Source organism: Magnetospira sp. QH-2 (assembly GCF_000968135.1).
Classification (GTDB): domain Bacteria; phylum Pseudomonadota; class Alphaproteobacteria; order Rhodospirillales; family Magnetospiraceae; genus Magnetospira.
In genome coordinates this window covers 3,143,812-3,161,095 of record NZ_FO538765.1, presented here as the reverse complement: position 1 = coordinate 3,161,095, position 17,284 = coordinate 3,143,812, and the positions used below count along the sequence as shown (strand labels likewise).

General features: G+C 61.2%; 16 protein-coding genes. 7 read left to right on the top strand and 9 right to left on the bottom strand.

Translation table 11 applies throughout. The features are described 5' to 3' along the window. Nucleotides 1-22: 22 nt before the first annotated feature. Together MGMAQ_RS14910 and MGMAQ_RS14905 are read left to right on the top strand one after the other, a co-directional pair. Nucleotides 23-1,021 carry an endonuclease/exonuclease/phosphatase family protein gene (locus MGMAQ_RS14910; protein WP_252508639.1) on the top strand — a complete coding sequence of 333 codons (999 nt, stop codon included), beginning with the start codon at nt 23-25 and terminating at the stop codon, nt 1,019-1,021. Beyond that, the gene (locus MGMAQ_RS14905; RefSeq protein ID WP_046022173.1) at nt 1,014-2,042 is read left to right on the top strand and encodes an ADP-ribosylglycohydrolase family protein; all 1,029 of its coding nucleotides are present in this window, start codon (nt 1,014-1,016) and stop codon (nt 2,040-2,042) included. Before MGMAQ_RS14910 ends, MGMAQ_RS14905 begins: the two co-directional genes overlap by 8 nt. Here the strand turns inward: MGMAQ_RS14905 and MGMAQ_RS14900 are convergent. Then, the gene (locus tag MGMAQ_RS14900) at nt 2,039-3,820 is read right to left on the bottom strand and encodes an aminopeptidase P family protein (RefSeq protein ID WP_046022172.1); all 1,782 of its coding nucleotides are present in this window, start codon (nt 3,818-3,820) and stop codon (nt 2,039-2,041) included. The two genes, MGMAQ_RS14905 and MGMAQ_RS14900, sit on opposite strands and share 4 nt — an antisense overlap. Before the next feature lie 176 nt (nt 3,821-3,996). Between MGMAQ_RS14900 and MGMAQ_RS14895 the strand changes: the two genes are divergently transcribed. Both MGMAQ_RS14895 and MGMAQ_RS14890 read left to right on the top strand, forming a co-directional pair. Beyond that, entirely contained in the window at nt 3,997-4,209 is a 213-nt protein-coding gene (locus MGMAQ_RS14895; RefSeq protein ID WP_046022171.1) for a hypothetical protein, read from the top strand. A gap of 291 nt (nt 4,210-4,500) precedes the next feature. Next, nucleotides 4,501-5,532, top strand: a complete 1,032-nt coding sequence (locus MGMAQ_RS14890) for an IS110 family transposase (RefSeq protein ID WP_046020119.1) — start codon at nt 4,501-4,503, stop codon at nt 5,530-5,532. A 253-nt stretch (nt 5,533-5,785) separates the two neighbouring features. Here MGMAQ_RS14890 and MGMAQ_RS14885 read toward each other — a convergent pair whose 3' ends face one another. The 7 genes from MGMAQ_RS14885 to MGMAQ_RS21310 form a co-directional block, all read right to left on the bottom strand. Next, nucleotides 5,786-6,085, bottom strand: coding sequence for a hypothetical protein (locus MGMAQ_RS14885; protein WP_046022170.1), 300 nt, complete (start codon nt 6,083-6,085; stop codon nt 5,786-5,788). 2 nt (nt 6,086-6,087) lie between these two features. Further along, nucleotides 6,088-6,768 carry a fumarylacetoacetate hydrolase family protein gene (locus tag MGMAQ_RS14880; RefSeq protein ID WP_046022169.1) on the bottom strand — a complete coding sequence of 227 codons (681 nt, stop codon included), beginning with the start codon at nt 6,766-6,768 and terminating at the stop codon, nt 6,088-6,090. 19 nt (nt 6,769-6,787) lie between these two features. Next, nucleotides 6,788-7,270 carry a phage regulatory CII family protein gene (locus MGMAQ_RS14875; RefSeq protein ID WP_046022168.1) on the bottom strand — a complete coding sequence of 161 codons (483 nt, stop codon included), beginning with the start codon at nt 7,268-7,270 and terminating at the stop codon, nt 6,788-6,790. Between the two features lie 77 nt (nt 7,271-7,347). Beyond that, nucleotides 7,348-8,670: a TRAP transporter large permease gene (locus MGMAQ_RS14870; RefSeq protein ID WP_046022167.1), complete on the bottom strand. Its 1,323-nt coding sequence runs from the start codon at nt 8,668-8,670 to the stop codon at nt 7,348-7,350. Beyond that, nucleotides 8,667-9,161 carry a TRAP transporter small permease gene (locus tag MGMAQ_RS14865; protein WP_046022166.1) on the bottom strand — a complete coding sequence of 165 codons (495 nt, stop codon included), beginning with the start codon at nt 9,159-9,161 and terminating at the stop codon, nt 8,667-8,669. The genes MGMAQ_RS14870 and MGMAQ_RS14865 overlap by 4 nt, the downstream gene beginning before the upstream one ends. Beyond that, nucleotides 9,151-10,179 (bottom strand): TRAP transporter substrate-binding protein, encoded by a 1,029-nt coding sequence (locus MGMAQ_RS14860; protein ID WP_046022165.1) that lies wholly within the window; start codon nt 10,177-10,179, stop codon nt 9,151-9,153. Before MGMAQ_RS14860 ends, MGMAQ_RS14865 begins: the two co-directional genes overlap by 11 nt. A 418-nt stretch (nt 10,180-10,597) precedes the next feature. Continuing rightward, complete coding sequence (locus tag MGMAQ_RS21310; protein ID WP_046022164.1) at nt 10,598-11,188, bottom strand: PEP-CTERM sorting domain-containing protein; 591 nt, start codon at nt 11,186-11,188, stop codon at nt 10,598-10,600. 282 nt (nt 11,189-11,470) lie between these two features. Between MGMAQ_RS21310 and MGMAQ_RS14850 the strand changes: the two genes are divergently transcribed. Further along, a complete protein-coding gene (locus MGMAQ_RS14850) occupies nt 11,471-11,881 on the top strand; it encodes a hypothetical protein (protein ID WP_052716427.1) in 411 nt (136 codons plus the stop codon). Nucleotides 11,882-11,993: 112 nt separating this feature from the next. On the opposite strand, the gene MGMAQ_RS14845 is transcribed toward MGMAQ_RS14850, so the two are convergent. After that, entirely contained in the window at nt 11,994-14,006 is a 2,013-nt protein-coding gene (locus MGMAQ_RS14845; protein ID WP_046022163.1) for a protein meaA, read from the bottom strand. 202 nt (nt 14,007-14,208) lie between these two features. Between MGMAQ_RS14845 and ccrA the strand changes: the two genes are divergently transcribed. Together ccrA and MGMAQ_RS14835 are read left to right on the top strand one after the other, a co-directional pair. Beyond that, a complete protein-coding gene (ccrA, locus tag MGMAQ_RS14840) occupies nt 14,209-15,492 on the top strand; it encodes a crotonyl-CoA carboxylase/reductase (protein ID WP_046022162.1) in 1,284 nt (427 codons plus the stop codon). 127 nt (nt 15,493-15,619) lie between these two features. Next, nucleotides 15,620-17,281, top strand: a complete 1,662-nt coding sequence (locus MGMAQ_RS14835; RefSeq protein ID WP_148560985.1) for an acyl-CoA dehydrogenase family protein — start codon at nt 15,620-15,622, stop codon at nt 17,279-17,281. The last annotated feature ends 3 nt before the right edge of the window (nt 17,282-17,284 follow it).

Here is a 17,284-nt window from a genome sequence, read left to right as displayed (position 1 = left end):
CTGTGTGTCCCCTCGGAGAAGCATGCCTATGCCCGACCGCCTGCGTATCGCCACCTTCAATTTGGAAAGTCTGGATCTGCCCGAAAATGGGGCGAATACGGCGGATTTAGCGGAACGCATCGCCGTGCTGAGACCGCAATTGGAGCGGTTGCGCGCCGACGTGATCTGTTTGCAAGAGGTCAACGGACAGAAACCGGAAAAGGGCAAACGGCGGGAATTGGATGCCTTGGACCGCTTGTTGCAAGACACCCCCTATGGGGAGTTTCATCGTATTCATACCCGCAGTCATCACACCGGTGGAGCGAGAGATCGCCATAATCTGGTGCTTCTGAGTCGGTTTCCCTTTCAAGTCCATCGACAAATTCGTCACGATCTAGTGCAGGCTCCGCGCTATCACTCGCCCTCGGGCGGTGGCACAGAGGACTCCATAGAGTGGGATCGGGCTATCTTGCAGGCTGAGTTGGATCTGAGCCATGGTCGGCGATTGCATGTGCTGAACGTCCATTTGCGCGCTCCCCGGGCTGCCTACGTGCCGGGAGGCAAATCCCACCCGCCGGTCTGGGACAGTATGTCCGGCTGGGCCGAGGGCATGTTCCTGGCGGCGGTCAAAAGAGCCGGACAGGCATTGGAAGCCCGCTTGCTGATCGACCAGATTCAAGATCAAGACCCTGATGCACGCATCGTTGTTTGCGGTGACTACAATGCCGATCTGTATCAGACTCCCGTGCGTACCATCCGGGGCGACGAGGAGGACGCCGGCAATCCTCATTTGGTGGGGCGGACTCTGGTACCCCTTGAAAGAAGCCTGCCGCAATCCCAACGTTATTCAGTAGTCCATCACGGAAGGCCGCAAATGCTCGATCATGTGCTGGTATCCCGGTCATTGCTGGCCTGGTACCGATCCTCCGAAATCCATAACGAGGCACTCGGCGATGAATTGGTCGGCGCCCATGCGGTGCCGGGCGGGCCGGAGTCCTATCACGCGCCGGTGGTGGCCGAGTTCGAGATCCCCGATGCGTGAGATCCGTCATGATGCCTTCTCGGGCAGTTTCATCGGTCAATGCGTGGGCGATGCCCTGGGCTTTATCGTCCAAGGACAATTGGAAAGCGTCTGCCGGGGGCATGTGGATGCGGTGCTGGGCGGCGCCGTGGGCAGCCACGATCCCCATGGCCGCATTCCAGAGATCCATCGGGGCATTTATCCCATGGGCCAGTATTCCGACGATTCCCAGTTGGCGCGGGAGCTCATGATCAGCTACCGCGACAATCAGGGTTTCGTTCCCGAAGACTATGCGGCGCGGATCAGCCGGATTTTCGCCCGTCACGAAGTGGTGGGCGGTGGGCGAGCAACCCGCGAGGCAGCGGAACGGCTCGAAGCAGGAATCCCCTGGCAGGAGGCGGGAGCCCCGGCGCCGGAAGCGGGCAGCGGCAGTGCCATGCGAGCCGGACCGGTGGGGCTGTTCTTTCACGACGATCCTGAAACCCTGGTCCGGGCGGCTCTGGAACAAGGGCTGATAACCCACGCCGACACACGCTGTCAGGCAGGGTCTGTGGCCATTGCAGGCGCCGTCGCCCTGGCCATGACAGAAGACGAAATTGTCCCGCGGGCTTTTTTGAAGCGCCTGACCCAATGGACTGATCCGGTGGATGCGGACATGAGTGATGCCTTGATGCGGCTCGCCGATTGGATTGGGCTGACGCCGGAAAAGGCCTTGCGGTTCATTGCCCGGGCCGGGCGGCCCATGAATCACCGGGATATGTGGCTGGGCATCCCGCCCTATGTGGTCGGGTCGGTGCTCTGGGCGCTATACAGTTTCCTGCGCAGCCCCGACGACTTTCGTGAAACCTTGCGCACGGCGGTGATTGTCGGCGGCGACGTGGATACCACCGGCGCCATGGCCGGGGCGATCTCGGGGGCCCGCAACGGCCTGGACCAGATACCCTGGGGCATGGCTGATCGGCTCAACGATCAAGGCACCTGGACGCTCCAGGAACTCATGATGCTGGCCGAAGAGTGCCAAGAGATGGTCGCGGCGGCTTAAAGGGGGGCTGTCGCGTTCTCCAGCCAATCCTCGTCATCGCGGTCGAGCATCGGGGTGAGCGTCTCCCGTACCCGTTCATGGTAGGCGTTCAGCCACTTTTGTTCGCCATCACCCAGCATGTCGGTTTGGACCAGCCGTCGGTCGATGGGGCAAAGGGTGAGAGTTTCGAAACCGAGCAAGGGGCGTTCGGCTCCGGGCGGCGGAAGGACCTCGGTGACGGCCACCAGATTCTCGATGCGGATACCGTATTCCCCTTCCCGATAGTAGCCCGGTTCATTGGACAGGATCATGCCCGGTGCCAAGGCCACCTTGTTGCAGAGCTTGGAGATCCGTTGCGGGCCTTCGTGCACGCCCAGGAAATGTCCGACCCCGTGCCCCGTTCCATGGTCATAATCCAGACCGGCCTCCCATAGGGGGCGGCGGGCCAGCACGTCGATCTGACCTCCGGTGGTGCCGACGGGAAAGCAACTCTCGGCTAAGTTAATATGTCCCTTTAATACCAAAGTAAAGTGGCGCTTTTGCTCGGTTGTGGGGGTGCCCATGACCACCGTTCGGGTGACATCGGTGGTGCCGTCAAGGTACTGTGCACCTGAATCAATCAGAAACATGTCCCCGGAATTTAGGCGCCGGTTGCTGTTTTCGGTTACCCGGTAATGGACGATGGCACCATTGGCCCCGCTGCCAACGATGGTCGGGAAGCTGAGGCCATGGAAATGCTCGTTTTCCCGGCGCAGGCCTTCCAGGCGGTCGGCGGCCAGGCTTTCCGTCACGCCCTCGTTCAGACCATGACGGTCGAGCCATGAAAGAAAGCGCACCAGGGTGACGCCATCGCGCCGATGAGCGTGGCGCATGCCCGCCAATTCCACCGGGTTCTTGTTGGCCTTGGCCAGGATACAGGGATCGGCGGCACGGGATATGGTGGCACCCGCGGCGGTCAGACGCTCGAAAAACCATTGTCCCGCAGAGGAGGGATCGAGCCGGACTTTCGCCCCGGCCTGACCCAACCGATCAAGGGCCCGTTCCAATTGATCGGGCGCGACGGCCGTCACGGCGGGGTCCAGATCGGTTGGCAGCCGGTCGGCATCAATGAATAGATCCACTCGGTGGTTCTTGGCATGGAGAATGGCGAAAGCCAAGGCGACCGGGGTATAGGGCAGGTCGGCCCCGCGCAGATTGAGCAGCCAGCCCACCGATTCCGGGGTTGTCAGCACCATGGCATCTTCACCCGCCTTGGTCAGGTGGGCCGCCATCTCCCGCCTTTTGTCCGCCGAGTCGCGTCCCGCTTGGGCAAGAGGGAAGGCCCTTGCCGGTTCCCGCGGCGGTGCGGGGCGGTCCTGCCAGAGGGTATCAATGGGATTGGTGGCCACCGGCACCGCATCGGCGCCCGCGTCGTGGCAGGCCTTGCGCAGGCGTCCGGCTCCATCGGCGGTATGCAGGCGCGGGTCATAGCCCAGCTTGCCGCCGCTGGGGAGTTGCTCGGTGATCCATGCGGTCAACGGCTGCTGAGTCAAATGGCGATGTTCGAAGAGTGTGGAATCCACTTCGTTGCGGGCCTGCAGGGTATAGCGACCGTCGATAAACAGCGCCGCCCGGTCGGCCAGCACCGCCGCGATCCCCGCTGAGCCGGAAAACCCGCAAAGCCACTCCAATCGACGGGCCGAAGGGGGTAGATATTCGCCCTGAAACTCGTCGGCCATGGGAACGACGAACCCATCCAGACCCTGACTCAGAAGATATTGTCGCAATCGAGCAAGGCGGTCGGCGAAGTTTCGGGTCATGGGCCTGGGGTCTCTATCCAGTGAAAACAGGGCTCTACTAGAATTTAGGTATTCATGGGGCAGATGTCATGTCGGATCCGCAATGCTGCGCTGCAGCAATGGAGCTACCGATTTGGTACGAGAGGTTTATATAGGAATCAGAGAACTGGGAACACTCCAACAAAGGAGATAAGTCTATGACAAAAGTGTATAAAACCCGATTAGAAATGCTTTCGCTTGTTGAGGCCCTGAACGAAGGGCGGGTTACTGCTTGGGAAGTGGATGCTCAAATCCGCCGCCTGATCCAGCGGGAGAGAACCCGTATCCTCCTCAGCGGACTCAAGAATGGCCTTGCAGCATTCAAGGCCTTGATCGGGAGAAAAATCCACGCCGTCGGCCATCCCGCCTGACGGGAGGCGTCCCAACAGGCTGCAGAAAACGTCCGATTTCGAGCCTGTGGCGACACATGCTTCGACAAGCTCAGCATGAGGGCCTTTTAATTTCAACATGTTAGCCTCACCCTGAGCTTCCTCATCCCGAGCTTGTCGAGGGACGAAGGGCGAGGCGGGCCGTCGGACAACACTTTTTCAGATGGCGGTAATCGAGCAGTCAGGGATTGCCTAGACAGTCAGCTGGTCTCCACACTCGGTCTTGATCAAGTATCCGGGTCAATTCCTGGACATGGCCAGAGGAGACCAGCTATGGAGTATTTTGTTGGAATGGACGTATCGATGGCAAGCATTTCGATCTGTGAGATTGATGCAAAGGGAACCGTCATTCGCGAAGGCAAGGTGTCAAGCACACCCGAGGCGGTCGCCACTTGGCTCGAGGAAAGCGGGCGTGGCTTTGCGCGAATTGGGTTGGAAGCTGGCCCTCTGGCGCCTTGGCTGTACGCAGGACTGTCCAGTCGGGGCCTCCCTGTGATTTGTATCGAGACCCGGCAAATGAAGGCCTTTGCCAGCGCCAGCCCAGTCAAGACGGACCGTCGCGACGCCCGCTTGATCAGCCAGGCGATGCGGACCGGTTTGTACCGCGCGACCCACGTCAAGACCGCGCGCAGTCAGGAGCTCCGGATGGTGCTGACCCATCGGGAGACCCTGGTTCATCAGGTCCGTCAGTTGTCCAATACGGTACGAGGAACATTGAAAGCTTTCGGCCTCAAGGTCGGTATGGCGCGCGGACGCCTTTTCGCGGCGCGGGTTCGGGAATTGACGGCTGATAACCCGCACCTCAGCGCAGCCGCCGAGCCGCTCTTGCTTGCGCGCCAAGCCTTGCTCGAACAACTCGACAAGCTCGACCGGCAGGTTCATGCCGCTGCGCGCGATGATAGCGTTTGCCGGCGCCTGATGACCGTTCCCGGCGTCGGCCCAGTTACCGCCCTCGCTTTCAGGACAGGACTCGACGTGCCGGAACGGTTTCAAAAGTCGGTCATGGTCGGCGCCCACTTCGGGCTTGTCCCACGCAGATACGCCTCGGGAGAGCAGGACCGAAGCGGCCCCATCAGCAAGTGCGGAGATGCCATGGTTCGTTGGCTTTTGTTCGAGGCCGCCAATGCACTTCTCACTCGAACCCGCCGTTGGTCCTGGCTCAAACACTGGGGGCTCGCGGTCGCCAAAAGGCGCGGGATGAAACGCGCCAAGGTAGCCGTTGCCCGGCGTCTCGCCGTAATCATGCATCGCATGTGGATCGACGGCACGGACTTCCAGTACCGCAAGGAGGAGACCGCCATCTAAACACAACGAAAACCGAGATCGCCTGAAGGGCGGCCAGGACGCGTGGCGACGCGCGGGGCTCGGATGACAGCGCGCAGGCTGCAGTGGCGTAAGACCACGCTTTTCAGATTGCTGCACCCGATCCCCCTTGATCCCCATCATGCGGCGACGACGTCGACCGCGGACAGAAGCAAAGGGCGCCACATACCCCAGGTTCAAACCGACGGCTTGGAAATCAGCTTGACTCAAATGACTCGATTACAGAAGCAGCCTGTTAATTCTTCGCCGGGCGGTAGCCGTTGGCCCGCAGACAGCGAGCTTCCAACGCCGCCCTGCGCTTCGATAGCTGATATCCGGTCATCTGCTTGTCGTAGGTGCTGGCGGAAGAAATCCCCGACCCTCCATAGTCGCTTCGCACCAAATCCTTCTCTGCTTCCCGGGCTGCCCACCGCTTGCAGGTCCCCTGGTCCGCCGTCCATTGGGAGGGCGGGCGAGAGGCGTGCTCCCAGCGAGTCTGGGTGGCGCAGCCGGCCAGCGGCCATCCGGCGACCACCGCCATAATCACGGCGATCATTCTCACGGGTGGGGGTCTCCAATGGTGACCGAAATGCCGCCCAAGCCCTCGATCTCGGCCCCTACCACATCCCCCGGCTGTACCGGGCCGACCCCGGCGGGAGTGCCGGTGAACAACAGGTCTCCGGCATAAAGCCGGTCCTCGGCGGTCAGGTGGCCCAAGGCTTCTGGCACCGACCAGATCATCTGGTCCAGATTGCCGTCCTGGCGCGGCATTCCGTTGACCGACAGGGCGATCCGCCCGGAAACGGGAACCGGGCGGCCATCAAGTGGCTGGATCGGGCCGATGGGCGCGGCGCCGGTAAAAGACTTGGCGCTCTCCCATGGGCGTCCCTTGGATTTGGCCAGAGCTTGCAGGTCCCGCCGGGTCAGGTCGATACCGATGGCGACTCCGAAAGGCGCCCCCTCGGGCCCTAGGGCGACCACCAGTTCCACTTCATGTTCCAGCCGCTCCGTGGCCTTGGGATAAGGAACCGAGAAAGTGTCCGTGCCGCCCACGGCCGCCTGCGCCGCCTTGGCGAAAAAAAACGGTGGTTCCCGATCGGGATCGGCGCCCATCTCCCGGGCATGATCGGCGTAGTTCCGACCGATGCAATGAATGTGGCGGACAGGAAAGAGGGCAGATGTCCCGGCCACCGGCAGCAGCACCGGCGGTGTTGGGACGAATACGGTGGGGTCGTTCATGGCGGAAAGACTAAAGCCTTTAGTCGTCTTCGTTGTTGACGCGCAGGCGGACGGATTCCCGCATGTCGGCCAGCACCAAAAGATTCTCGTCGATTTCCTTCAGCAGGATCCGCGCCTCGTGTTCGTCGATGATCCCGTCATCTTCGAGGAATTCATATGTCTTGCGCAGCACATCTGAAAACTCCTTGGAGACCCGCGAGATATGGGCCAGCCACTCCAATTCGGTCTTTTCCGCCGGGATATCGATCACCAGCAGACCGGCTTGGGCGGCCAGGTGTTCGGTCACCGGATGGGTTCCCGAGGCTTTCTCCAGCACTTCGACGATATGAATGGGGATTGAACGGTCGGGCTTGTGGGGGTCGGCGTAGTCGTGCAGCACGGTTTTTCCTCGTCCGCAGACCTTTTCCGCTTCCTTCAGGCCACCGACGTTATTGATCAGTTCCTGAGTGGCGGCGGCCGTCGTGCCGTATTTCCTCGGCGCGTGGGAACCAACGGTGCGCATGATTTATCCCCTGAAATCAAAAGCGTTTCCAAGTCGCGAGTATACGCTGCCCACTTTGGTTCCACAAGGCGTCCCATTCAAGAGCCCCATAGCCCGGGCAGCCAAAGGGTAATCCCCGGCAGCGCGGCCAGCAAAATCACTCGCCCAAGATCCGACAAAAGGAACGGCCAGACACCCCTGAAGGTGGCACCCATGGGGATGTCGCGGGCCAAGGCGTTGATGACATAGACGTTCATTCCCACCGGTGGCGTGATCAAGCCTACTTCCACCACCATCAAGGCCAAAATGCCGAACCAGACCTTGGTCTCATCCGGACTCATGCCGAAATCGAGCCCGGCCATGATCGGCCAGAACACCGGTACAGTCAGCAGGATCATGGATAGGGAATCCATCACGCAACCAAGAACCAGATAAATCAGCAAAATGGCCGCCAGGACCATGAACGGCGACCACCCGGATCCGCCAATGACCTCCGCGGCGACAAAAGGCAATTGTGTCAGCGCCAAGAAGGCATTGAACAAATCGGCTCCCAACAGAATCAAGAAGATCATGGCGGTGGTTTCCGCCATGCCCAGCAGGCTGTCTTTAAAGGCGGTCCAGCCCAATTCGCCATGCATCAGTGCCAGCAGACCCGTGGCGCAGGCTCCCACGGCGGCGCCCTCGGTGGGGGTGAAGATCCCGGCGTAGATCCCGCCGATGACAATGATGAAGATGACGCCCACCGCGCTCACGCGGCGCAAGGCCCTCAGCTTCTCGACCCAGGAGGTGGGATCTCCCGCCGGGCCCAGCTCCGGGCGCAGGCGAGCCAGCAAGGCAATCACCAGCACGTACCCCAAGGCGGCCAGAACACCGGGGATCAGGGCGGCCTGAAACAGCGTGGCCACGTTGGCCTCCACCAAAATGGCATAGAGCACCAGGGCGACGGAGGGCGGGATCAAGATACCCAAAGTGCCTCCGGCGGCCAGCGTCGCCGTGGCCAATCCGCCGTCGTATCGCTGCCGGCGCAGTTCCGGCAGGGCCACCTGTCCCATGGTGGCGGCGGTGGCCAGCGACGAGCCGCAGACGGAGCCGAATCCGGCACAGGCGCCGATGGCGGCCATGGCCGATCCGCCGCGCAGACCGCCGGCCCAGATCCGTGCCGCCTCGAACAGGTCGCGGCTGAGACCCGCCCGGGTGGCGAACTGGCTCATCAAAAGAAACAGCGGCACCACCGACAGGTCGTAGGTGGAAAAGCGCCAATAGGGGGCGGTCTTGAGGTAGTTGAGCAGCGGCATCCAGCCGTTCAGCGTCGCATAGCCCAGTCCGCCACAAAGCAGCATGGCCACCCCAATGGGCAGCCGCAGGGCAATCAATGCCAGCAGCACGCCGATCATTGTCCCGCCAAATGCCAGATCGCTCATCGTCTCAGGCTCCCGATCAGGTCGGAAAGGCAGCACAAGGTGAGCAGGGCACAAGACGCGACGATGGGTGGAAAGCTCCACCACAGAGGCAAGCCGAGGATCATGCTGGTCTCGCCACTGGTCAAGAAGGACAGACCGCCCAGGCTCAGCCGCCAGGTGAGCAGGGCGGCAATCAGGGTGAAAATCCCGAAACCGATGGCCTCGACGCCCTTTTGAATGGAGGGGGGAAGGCTGCGGGTAAACAGGTCCACGGCCACATGGCCGCGACGCATCTGGGCATGGGGCAAAAAGGTGAAGATGGCCACGGCGCAGCCGTTCTGCATCAGTTCGAAATCACCGGGTACCGGTACAAAGAACAGCCAGCGTCCAACAATGCTGACCACCGTCATCAGGCCGACGGCCACCAACAGCATCCCGCCGCCCAGGGCGAACAGGCCGCTCAGGCGGTCCAGGGCGCGGTGGAAAGAGGAAAGGGGCCGTTCAGCGGCCATACCGTTCGATCAGGGCCCGGGCCTCTGCCAGCATGGCGGCACCATCCCGGCCTTCCTTATCGCGGGCATCGACCCAGGCATCAATCACCGGCTGGGATTGTTCCCGCCAGGGACCCAGATCCTCCGGCGGGATGACGGTGATGGCATTGCCCCGGTCGGCGGCGACCTTTCGTCCAGCGTCTTCCTCCTCGTCCCACAGGCGACCGATTTCCTTGGCCAGGGGCAGGCCGGAATTATCGTCGATGATTTTTTGCAGGTCCTTGGGCAGGGCGTTGTACTTGTCCTTGTTCATGGCGAACAGGAACAAGGCCGTATAGAAGCCGCGCGGTCCACCGATCTCGGTGTGGCTGTCCACCAGTTCCGGCACCTTCAGGGAAGCGGCCACCTCATAGGGGATCACCGCGCCATCAATGACACCCTTGGACAGGGATTGCGGTACTTGCGGCACCGGCATGCCCACAGGGGTGGCACCAAGCGCTTTCAGAGCGGCGTTGATGGTGCGGCTGGGGGCCCGGACCTTGAGGCCCTTTAGGTCGTCCAGAGCCTTCACCGGATGGCCGCGCAGGTGAAACGAGCCGCGCGCATGCACATGCAGCAAAAGCGGATGCACATCCTTGAATTCCTCTCGTCCGTACTTGTCGTAGAACGACCAGGCGGCCTGGCTGGTGGACTCGGCGGTGGAGACCATGAACGGCAGTTCCAGGGCTTCCATGACCGGAAAGCGACCTGCGGTATAGCCTGGCAGGGTCCAGATCAGATCGGCCACGCCGTCTCGCGCCTGATCGTAGAGCTGTGGCGGCTTGCCACCCATCTGCATGGAAGGATAGACCTGAAACTTGAGCCGCCCACCCGATTGCTCTTCCACCCGCTTGGCCCAAGGCACCAGAAACTTGGCGTGGGTTGTGCTGGAAGTGGGTAGGAAGTGGTGGATGCGCAGGGTCTCGGCCCGGGCAGGGGAGGCCGCAATCAGGGCACTGACCAGCAAGACGGCGCAAACGCCTGTCAGGGAGCGGACCATGGGTGTCTCTCCGTGATGGGTTCCGAATGGGCGCAGACCTTAGCTCACCCCATGGCGTAGGGAAAGGGCCAATGGCGTGTATATGAAAGGGGGTGGGGTGGATCCGGTGTTTCTTCCGAAACCCGGCCGGGACTCACCCGACCGGTGGAAGAAAATGGACCGTTAACGGCGGCGGATAGTCCGCATCACAACCGTTTTACGGCCCGGAACGATCAGCCGAGAGGCCAAAACGCTATTGGACATGACGTCCTCCGTACCAAAATAATCGTCCCGAAGCCCCATTGCTTCAGGCTAGCTCTTTGAATATGGGGCCAAAGGGTTGCGATTCAATGAATGGCCCATGAACTTCCCGTGACGACCCAAGAAAACGGCGCCCCCGGGGGCGCCGTCGCTGCAATCAGAAAAGGCTGATTTGGACTTAGGCGGTCTTGCGGCGGCGGGCATAGCCCAGGCCGATAAGACCCGCGCCAAACAGGGCCAGGCTGGCGGGTTCGGGAACCGCGATGCGGGCAGCGGAGGAGGCGGCGCCCGCAAGGTTCAGGGTCCAGCCGCCCAGATTTCCGGAATCCCATCCATACTGATCGTAGACGTTCAGGGTCCAGGCACCGAGGCTGGACAGGCCATCGAAGATGGCAAGGGAGGCATAGGCCAGGGTTGTTGATCCGGCCTGATAATACCAACTGTCGTTGGATCCCACACCCGCATCGCTGAAAGTATAGGTACCATTGACGGTATTCCAGCCCGAACCGTTGGTCAATCGAGCCGACTGACCGCCATGGGACAGGGTGACGATCAAATCACCGGAATAGGTATGGTAGAGATTGTCCAGGCTGACCGTTACGTCGCCGACGGTGAAGTCGTCGGCCACATTGATGGTGCTGTTGGCGTTGACCCGGTCCGGCAGGCCCATGCCCGCGCCGGAATAGCTATTGATCAACGAGGCGTTGGCGGCCTGGCTGAGGGTCAGGGACAAGGCGCAGGCTCCGACAAAAGCGATAAACTTATTCATTGGTTTTGGCTCCTCGTTGAAATCTGTTGATCCTTTTTTAGCCAAGGCACCAGGCCTGATCTGTGATGGCGGTCACGGGGGTGAATTTTTTTTGTTACATGGCATGGAAACTAAAATGATTTCAGGTGGTTGAGGGCGGTAATAATCGAGGTTTGTTTTGTCTGTAGACCGGAGGAGGCTGCCTCAATGCCCCGAATCACGGACGAAATTTGCGCCATTTACCGCCTGAAATCCCTGGTGAGATGAGGTAGGATGCCCTGTCCTTAATCGAGGGAATATTTGATGGGTCTGCTCGACATCATGATCGGCAAGGGAGACCTCGGCGTCCAGGATCCCCAATGGGTACGGGCGCCGGACGGCCAGTTCTGGCGTCTGGCCGATGTGATCCCCGAAGAGATCGGGCTGATGGGCATGAGCGGGGTCTATGTGATCTGGCACGGCGGGGTACAGCCCGAATGGCTGCGCGCCGGGCGCTCGGAGAATCTCGGCATTCCCCTGGCCGACGCCCGTCTGGATTCGCAAATCCGCGAATACGAGCCGCGCGGCGGAATCTGGGTCACCTGGTCGGCGGTGCGCAAGGAATTCCAGGCCGGTGTGGTCAGCTATCTGATCCGCACCATGAACCCTCTGCTGCCCGACCCCCGGGCCGATGCCTCGGCGGAACCCATCCCGGTGCGGTTGCCGGGGGGATGAGGCGGGCTATGGCGTGGTTATTTGGGATCCCTTACGTATAGAGCCTGTCGAAGCCTGCGTTTCCACTTCATGGGGTTCGCGCGATCCCTTGCCGAGTTGCTTGTCGTTTTCCTCAAGGCTCCGCGGCCATATCCGCCAAATCCCCCATGATCGTCGACAGATCGAAGTCTTTCGGCGTGTAGACCCGGGCGACACCGGCAGCGACCATTTCCTCGGCGTCTTCGGGGGGGATGATGCCGCCGACCACCACCGGCACATTGGCCATGTCCACCGCCCGGAGCTGTTCCAGGGTCTCGGTGACCAGGGGCTTGTGAGAGCCCGACAGGATCGACAGGCCGATAATATGCACCTGTTCCTCCAACGCCGTTTCGGCAATGCGGGCCGGGGTCAGGCGAATGCCTTCATAGACCACTTCCATCCCGGCGTCGCGGGCGCGCAGGGCGATCTGTTCGGCACCGTTTGAATGGCCGTCGAGGCCGGGCTTGCCCACCAAGATTTTCACCGGGCGGCCCAGCCGCTGGGCGGCGGCGGCGACCTTGCCACGTACTTCTTCCATGGCGTCGCTGGAACGGTCGGGGGATGACGGCGCCTTGGCGATTCCGGTCGGGGCGCGGTATTCACCGAACACGTCGCGCAGGGCGTCGCCCCATTCACCGGTGGTCACGCCCGCATGGGCACAAGTAATGGAAGGCTCGACCATATTGCGACCTTCATTGGCGGCGGCTTTCAATTCGGTTAGGGCGGCTTTCACGGCGGCGTCGTCCCGTTGGGCGCGCCAGGCCTTGAGCCGCTCGATCTGTTCCTGTTCGGCCGCCGGGTCGACGGACATATAGCCGCCGTCGGAGCCCACCAGAGGGCTTTCCTCGCCTTCTTGGAAACAGTTCACGCCGACCACCTTCTGCTCGCCGGATTCGATGGCGGCCAGTCGGACGGCATTGGACTGTACCAAAGCCCGCTTCAGATAGCCGCTTTCCACGGCATCGATGGCGCCACCCATCCCGGCAATGGTTTCCAATTCGGCCCGGGCGGCGATTTTCAGCTTCTCCACCTGCTCGGCAATTTCCCGCGAGCCATCGAAGATGTCGCCATATTCAAGCAGGTCCGTCTCATGGGCAAAGATCTGTTGCAGTCGCAGGCTCCATTGCTGGTCCCAGGGGCGCGGCAGGCCCAGGGCCTCGTTCCAGGCCGGGAGCTGCACGGCGCGGGCGCGGGCGTTCTTGGACAGCACCACCGACAGCATCTCGAGAAGGATTCGATAGACGTTGTTTTCCGGCTGCTGTTCGGTCAGGCCCAGGGAATTGACCTGTACGCCATAGCGGAAGCGGCGCATTTTCTCGTCTTCGACGCCATAGCGCTCGGTGGCGATTTCCGCCCAAAGCTCGTTGAACGCCCGCATCTTGCACAACTCGGTAATAAAGCGGATTCCGGCGTTGACGAAGAAACTGATCCGGCTCAGCGCCTTGGGAAAGTCTTCTTCGGGGACCTGACCGGACTCCTTCACCGCATCCAGCACGGCGATGGCGGTGGCCAGGGCATAGGCCATTTCCTGCACCGGCGTCGCGCCTGCTTCTTGTAAATGGTACGAGCAGACGTTGGTGGGGTTCCACTTGGGAATCTCCCGATAGGTGAAGGCGATGATATCGGTCATCAGCTTCAAGGACGGCTTGGGCGGGAAGATATAGGTGCCCCGGGACAGGAACTCCTTGACCAGATCGTTCTGCACCGTGCCCGCTAGGTCGCCACGGCTGGCGCCTTGCCGTTCCGCGGTGGCGATATAAAGCGCCAAGAGCCAGGGCGCCGGGGCATTGATGGTCATGGAGGTATTCATCTTGTCCAGCGGAATACCGTCGAACAGGGTTTCCATGTCCCCCAGGTGACAAAGGGGGACGCCTACCTTGCCCACTTCGCCTCGCGCCAACGGGTGATCGGAGTCGTAGCCGGTCTGCGTGGGTAAATCGAAGGCCACCGACAGGCCGGTTTGGCCCCGTTCAAGATTTTTTCGGTAAAGGGCATTGGATGCCGCTGCCGAAGAATGGCCCGAATAGGTGCGGATCAGCCAGGGACGGTCCTTTTTTTGGGCGTTCTTGTTACCATTTCCTGCTGCATCTGCGAAATTCTTGCCCATTTTTGAGGCCTCCCTCGGTTCGAATTCACCATTAAATGACCAGAAAATATAATAAAATTACATATTCCCTGAAAATTTGTCACCAATCTATCATCTTGTGCATTGCGAAGAAAGATCGAAACCGGTAAAACTTTTGTGCAGTGCAAACACGCGACCCTCCACAAAGGGCGCCTTTAGTGACCGCGATAAGGGAGCAGAACCAATGACCGAGGCAGTGGAAATTCCGGATCCGACGGCCAACCAGCCGAAGAAAGACCTGTATGAAATCGGTGAGATTCCGCCGCTCGGCCACGTGCCGAAGCAGATGTATGGCTGGGTGATCCGCCGCGAACGCCATGGTGAGCCGGACACGGCCATGCAGGTGGAAGTGGTCGATACTCCCGAGATCGACAGCCACGACGTGCTGATCCTGGTAATGGCCGCGGGCGTCAACTACAACGGCGTCTGGGCCTCCCTTGGTGTGCCGATCTCCGTATTCGACGTACATAAGGACGACTATCACATCGCCGGGTCCGATGCCTCGGGCATCGTCTGGGCCGTGGGCTCCAAGGTCACCCGCTGGAAGGTGGGCGACGAAGTGGTTGTTCATTGCAATCAGGCAGACGGTGATGACGAGGAATGTAACGGCGGCGATCCCATGTATTCGCCCAGCCAGAGAATCTGGGGTTATGAAACGCCCGACGGATCCTTTGCCCAGTTTACCCGGGTGCAGGCACAGCAGTGCATGGCGCGCCCGAAACACCTGACCTGGGAAGAGAGCGCCTGCTACACCCTGACCCTGGCCACCGCCTATCGGATGCTGTTCGGCCATCGGCCGCACACCTTGAAGCCCGGCCAGAACGTTTTGGTCTGGGGCGCCTCGGGTGGCCTCGGTTCCATGGCCATTCAGTTGATCTCCACCGCGGGCGCCAATGCCATCGGCGTGATCTCCGAAGAGGACAAGCGGGACTTTGTCATGGGCCTGGGCGCCAAGGGCGTTATCAACCGCAAGGACTTCAACTGCTGGGGACGGCTGCCCGACGTGGGTGGCGACGAGTTCGGTCCCTACATGAAAGAGGTGCGTAAGTTCGGTAAGGCGATTTGGGAACACACCGCCAAATTCGTCGATGTGGACATGGTCTTTGAACACCCGGGCGAGGCGACTTTCCCGGTCTCGGCCTTCATCGTCAAGCGTGGCGGCATGGTGGTGTTCTGCGCCGGTACCACCGGCTACAACATCACCTTCGACGCCCGTTTCGTCTGGATGCGTCAGAAGCGGATCCAGGGCAGTCACTTCGCGAACCTGCTACAGGCCTCTCAGGCCAACAAGCTGGTGCTGGAGCGGCGCATCGACCCCTGTATGTCAGATGTCTATTCCTGGGAAGACATCCCCGCTGCCCATGTGAAGATGCGCAAGAACGAGCATAAGCCCGGCAACATGGCCGTGCTGGTTCAGGCCAAAAAGCCCGGCCGCCGCACCGTGGAAGACGTCATCGCGGGCGATTGATGCCTCTATTACCGGTCCCGGGAACGGCTGGCCTGTCGTTTCCGGGATTCGGGCTCTTTCAATAATCAAAGCGTTCGATGGCCGCTCTTATGGAGCTGCCCAGACGATGGGGAAAGGAATCGGGATCATGCCGACCGAAAATCATATCCTACGGGAGCTTCTGCCCACCTGTGAAAAGGCCCTGCGCACCGCCCGTGATGTGGAAGTCTCCGTGCGCGAGCATGTGGCTGCCATGGTCACTGGTGAAAACGGCAAGCTGGACCCGGCATTGATCGAACGGGAGCAGATGGCCTGCCACGGATATGCCTGGCTGGCGACGACCGTCGAGGCACTTGAGCAGATGTATCATTGGGCCGAGCGGTTGGAAGCCGACGGCGCCTTTGGGGATCTGGAACAACTGATCCTGCAGGCTGCCTTCTCCGAATACCTGCATCAGCTTTACGGTGGCATTCCCATGAGTCAGGGCGAGGTGGTGCGTCCGGCGACCTTCGGGATCGAGGCCAGTGAGCGTTTCCGGCTGCAATGCCCGCAGACCCATTTGTTGCGCGATCACGGCTTCACCGCCGCCGCCGCCCAACGCATTGCCGAACTGATCGCCCATGGCAACTACGGCAACCCGGGCCTCGGCGACGAGACCCTGGACATGGTACGTGACCAGTTCCGCCGCTTCGCCGAGGAGCAGGTGGTGCCCCATGCCCATGACTGGCACCTGAAGGACGAACTGATCCCCATGTCCATCGTCGAGCAGATGGCCGAGTTGGGCGTGTTCGGTCTGACCATCCCCGAGGAATTCGGTGGTCTGGACATGGGCAAGATGGCCATGTGCGTGGTCACCGAGGAACTGGCCCGGGGCTATATCGGCGTCGGCTCGCTGGGCACCCGCTCGGAGATTGCCGCCGAGCTGATTCGCCTGGGTGGCACTGAGGCACAGAAAGAGAAATACCTGCCGATGCTGGCCTCGGGCGAGTTGCTGCCGACAGCGGTGTTCACCGAACCCAACACCGGCTCCGATCTGGCTTCCTTGCGCACCCGCGCGGTCAAAGACGGCGACGACTACGTGGTCACCGGCAACAAGACCTGGATCACCCATGCCGCCCGCTCGGACATGATGACCCTGCTGGTGCGCACCAACCCGGACGAAAAGGGCTATCGCGGCCTGTCCATGCTGCTGGCGGAAAAGCCACGCGGCAGCGAAGAGGCCCCGTTCCCCGCCGAGGGCATGGAAGGCACCGAGATCGAGGTGCTGGGCTATCGCGGCATGAAGGAATACGAACTGGCCTTTGACGGTTTCAAGGTTCCCGCCGATGGTCTGCTCGGTGGCGAGGAGGGCCAGGGCTTCAAACAGCTCATGGAAACCTTTGAATCCGCCCGCATTCAGACCGCCGCCCGCGCCGTGGGCGTGGCCCAATGCGCCATGGAAATGGGCATGCGCTATGCCGAGGAACGCATCCAGTTCGGCAAGCCGCTTTATGCCTTCCCCCGGGTGCATGGCAAGCTGGCCTGGATGGCGGTGGAGACCATGATTGCCCGCCAGCTCAGCTATTTCTCGGCTCGGGCCAAGGATTCCGATGAGCGCTGCGATATCGAGGCGGGCATGGCCAAGCTACTCGCCGCCCGGGTTGCCTGGGCCAATGCCGATAATGCGGTGCAGATCCACGGCGGCAACGGCTATGCCATGGAATACCCCATTTCCCGGGTACTCTGCGACGCTCGTATCCTCAATGTGTTCGAGGGCGCGGCGGAGATTCAAGCCCAGGTCATCGCGCGAGGACTGCTGTCGGGGCGCTGATCT

Coding starts and splice junctions, on each gene's coding strand:
- MGMAQ_RS14890 (WP_046020119.1), top strand. CDS start 4,501: ATGGAGTATTTTGTTGGAATGGACGTATCGATGGCAAGCATTTCGATC.
- MGMAQ_RS14880 (WP_046022169.1), bottom strand. CDS start 6,768: ATGAACGACCCCACCGTATTCGTCCCAACACCGCCGGTGCTGCTGCCG.
- MGMAQ_RS14845 (WP_046022163.1), bottom strand. CDS start 14,006: ATGGGCAAGAATTTCGCAGATGCAGCAGGAAATGGTAACAAGAACGCC.
- MGMAQ_RS14835 (WP_148560985.1), top strand. CDS start 15,620: ATGCCGACCGAAAATCATATCCTACGGGAGCTTCTGCCCACCTGTGAA.
- MGMAQ_RS14875 (WP_046022168.1), bottom strand. CDS start 7,270: ATGCGCACCGTTGGTTCCCACGCGCCGAGGAAATACGGCACGACGGCC.
- MGMAQ_RS14895 (WP_046022171.1), top strand. CDS start 3,997: ATGACAAAAGTGTATAAAACCCGATTAGAAATGCTTTCGCTTGTTGAG.
- MGMAQ_RS14905 (WP_046022173.1), top strand. CDS start 1,014: ATGCGTGAGATCCGTCATGATGCCTTCTCGGGCAGTTTCATCGGTCAA.
- MGMAQ_RS14900 (WP_046022172.1), bottom strand. CDS start 3,820: ATGACCCGAAACTTCGCCGACCGCCTTGCTCGATTGCGACAATATCTT.
- MGMAQ_RS14865 (WP_046022166.1), bottom strand. CDS start 9,161: ATGGCCGCTGAACGGCCCCTTTCCTCTTTCCACCGCGCCCTGGACCGC.
- MGMAQ_RS14850 (WP_052716427.1), top strand. CDS start 11,471: ATGGGTCTGCTCGACATCATGATCGGCAAGGGAGACCTCGGCGTCCAG.
- MGMAQ_RS14860 (WP_046022165.1), bottom strand. CDS start 10,179: ATGGTCCGCTCCCTGACAGGCGTTTGCGCCGTCTTGCTGGTCAGTGCC.
- MGMAQ_RS14885 (WP_046022170.1), bottom strand. CDS start 6,085: ATGATCGCCGTGATTATGGCGGTGGTCGCCGGATGGCCGCTGGCCGGC.
- MGMAQ_RS21310 (WP_046022164.1), bottom strand. CDS start 11,188: ATGAATAAGTTTATCGCTTTTGTCGGAGCCTGCGCCTTGTCCCTGACC.
- ccrA (WP_046022162.1), top strand. CDS start 14,209: ATGACCGAGGCAGTGGAAATTCCGGATCCGACGGCCAACCAGCCGAAG.
- MGMAQ_RS14910 (WP_252508639.1), top strand. CDS start 23: ATGCCTATGCCCGACCGCCTGCGTATCGCCACCTTCAATTTGGAAAGT.
- MGMAQ_RS14870 (WP_046022167.1), bottom strand. CDS start 8,670: ATGAGCGATCTGGCATTTGGCGGGACAATGATCGGCGTGCTGCTGGCA.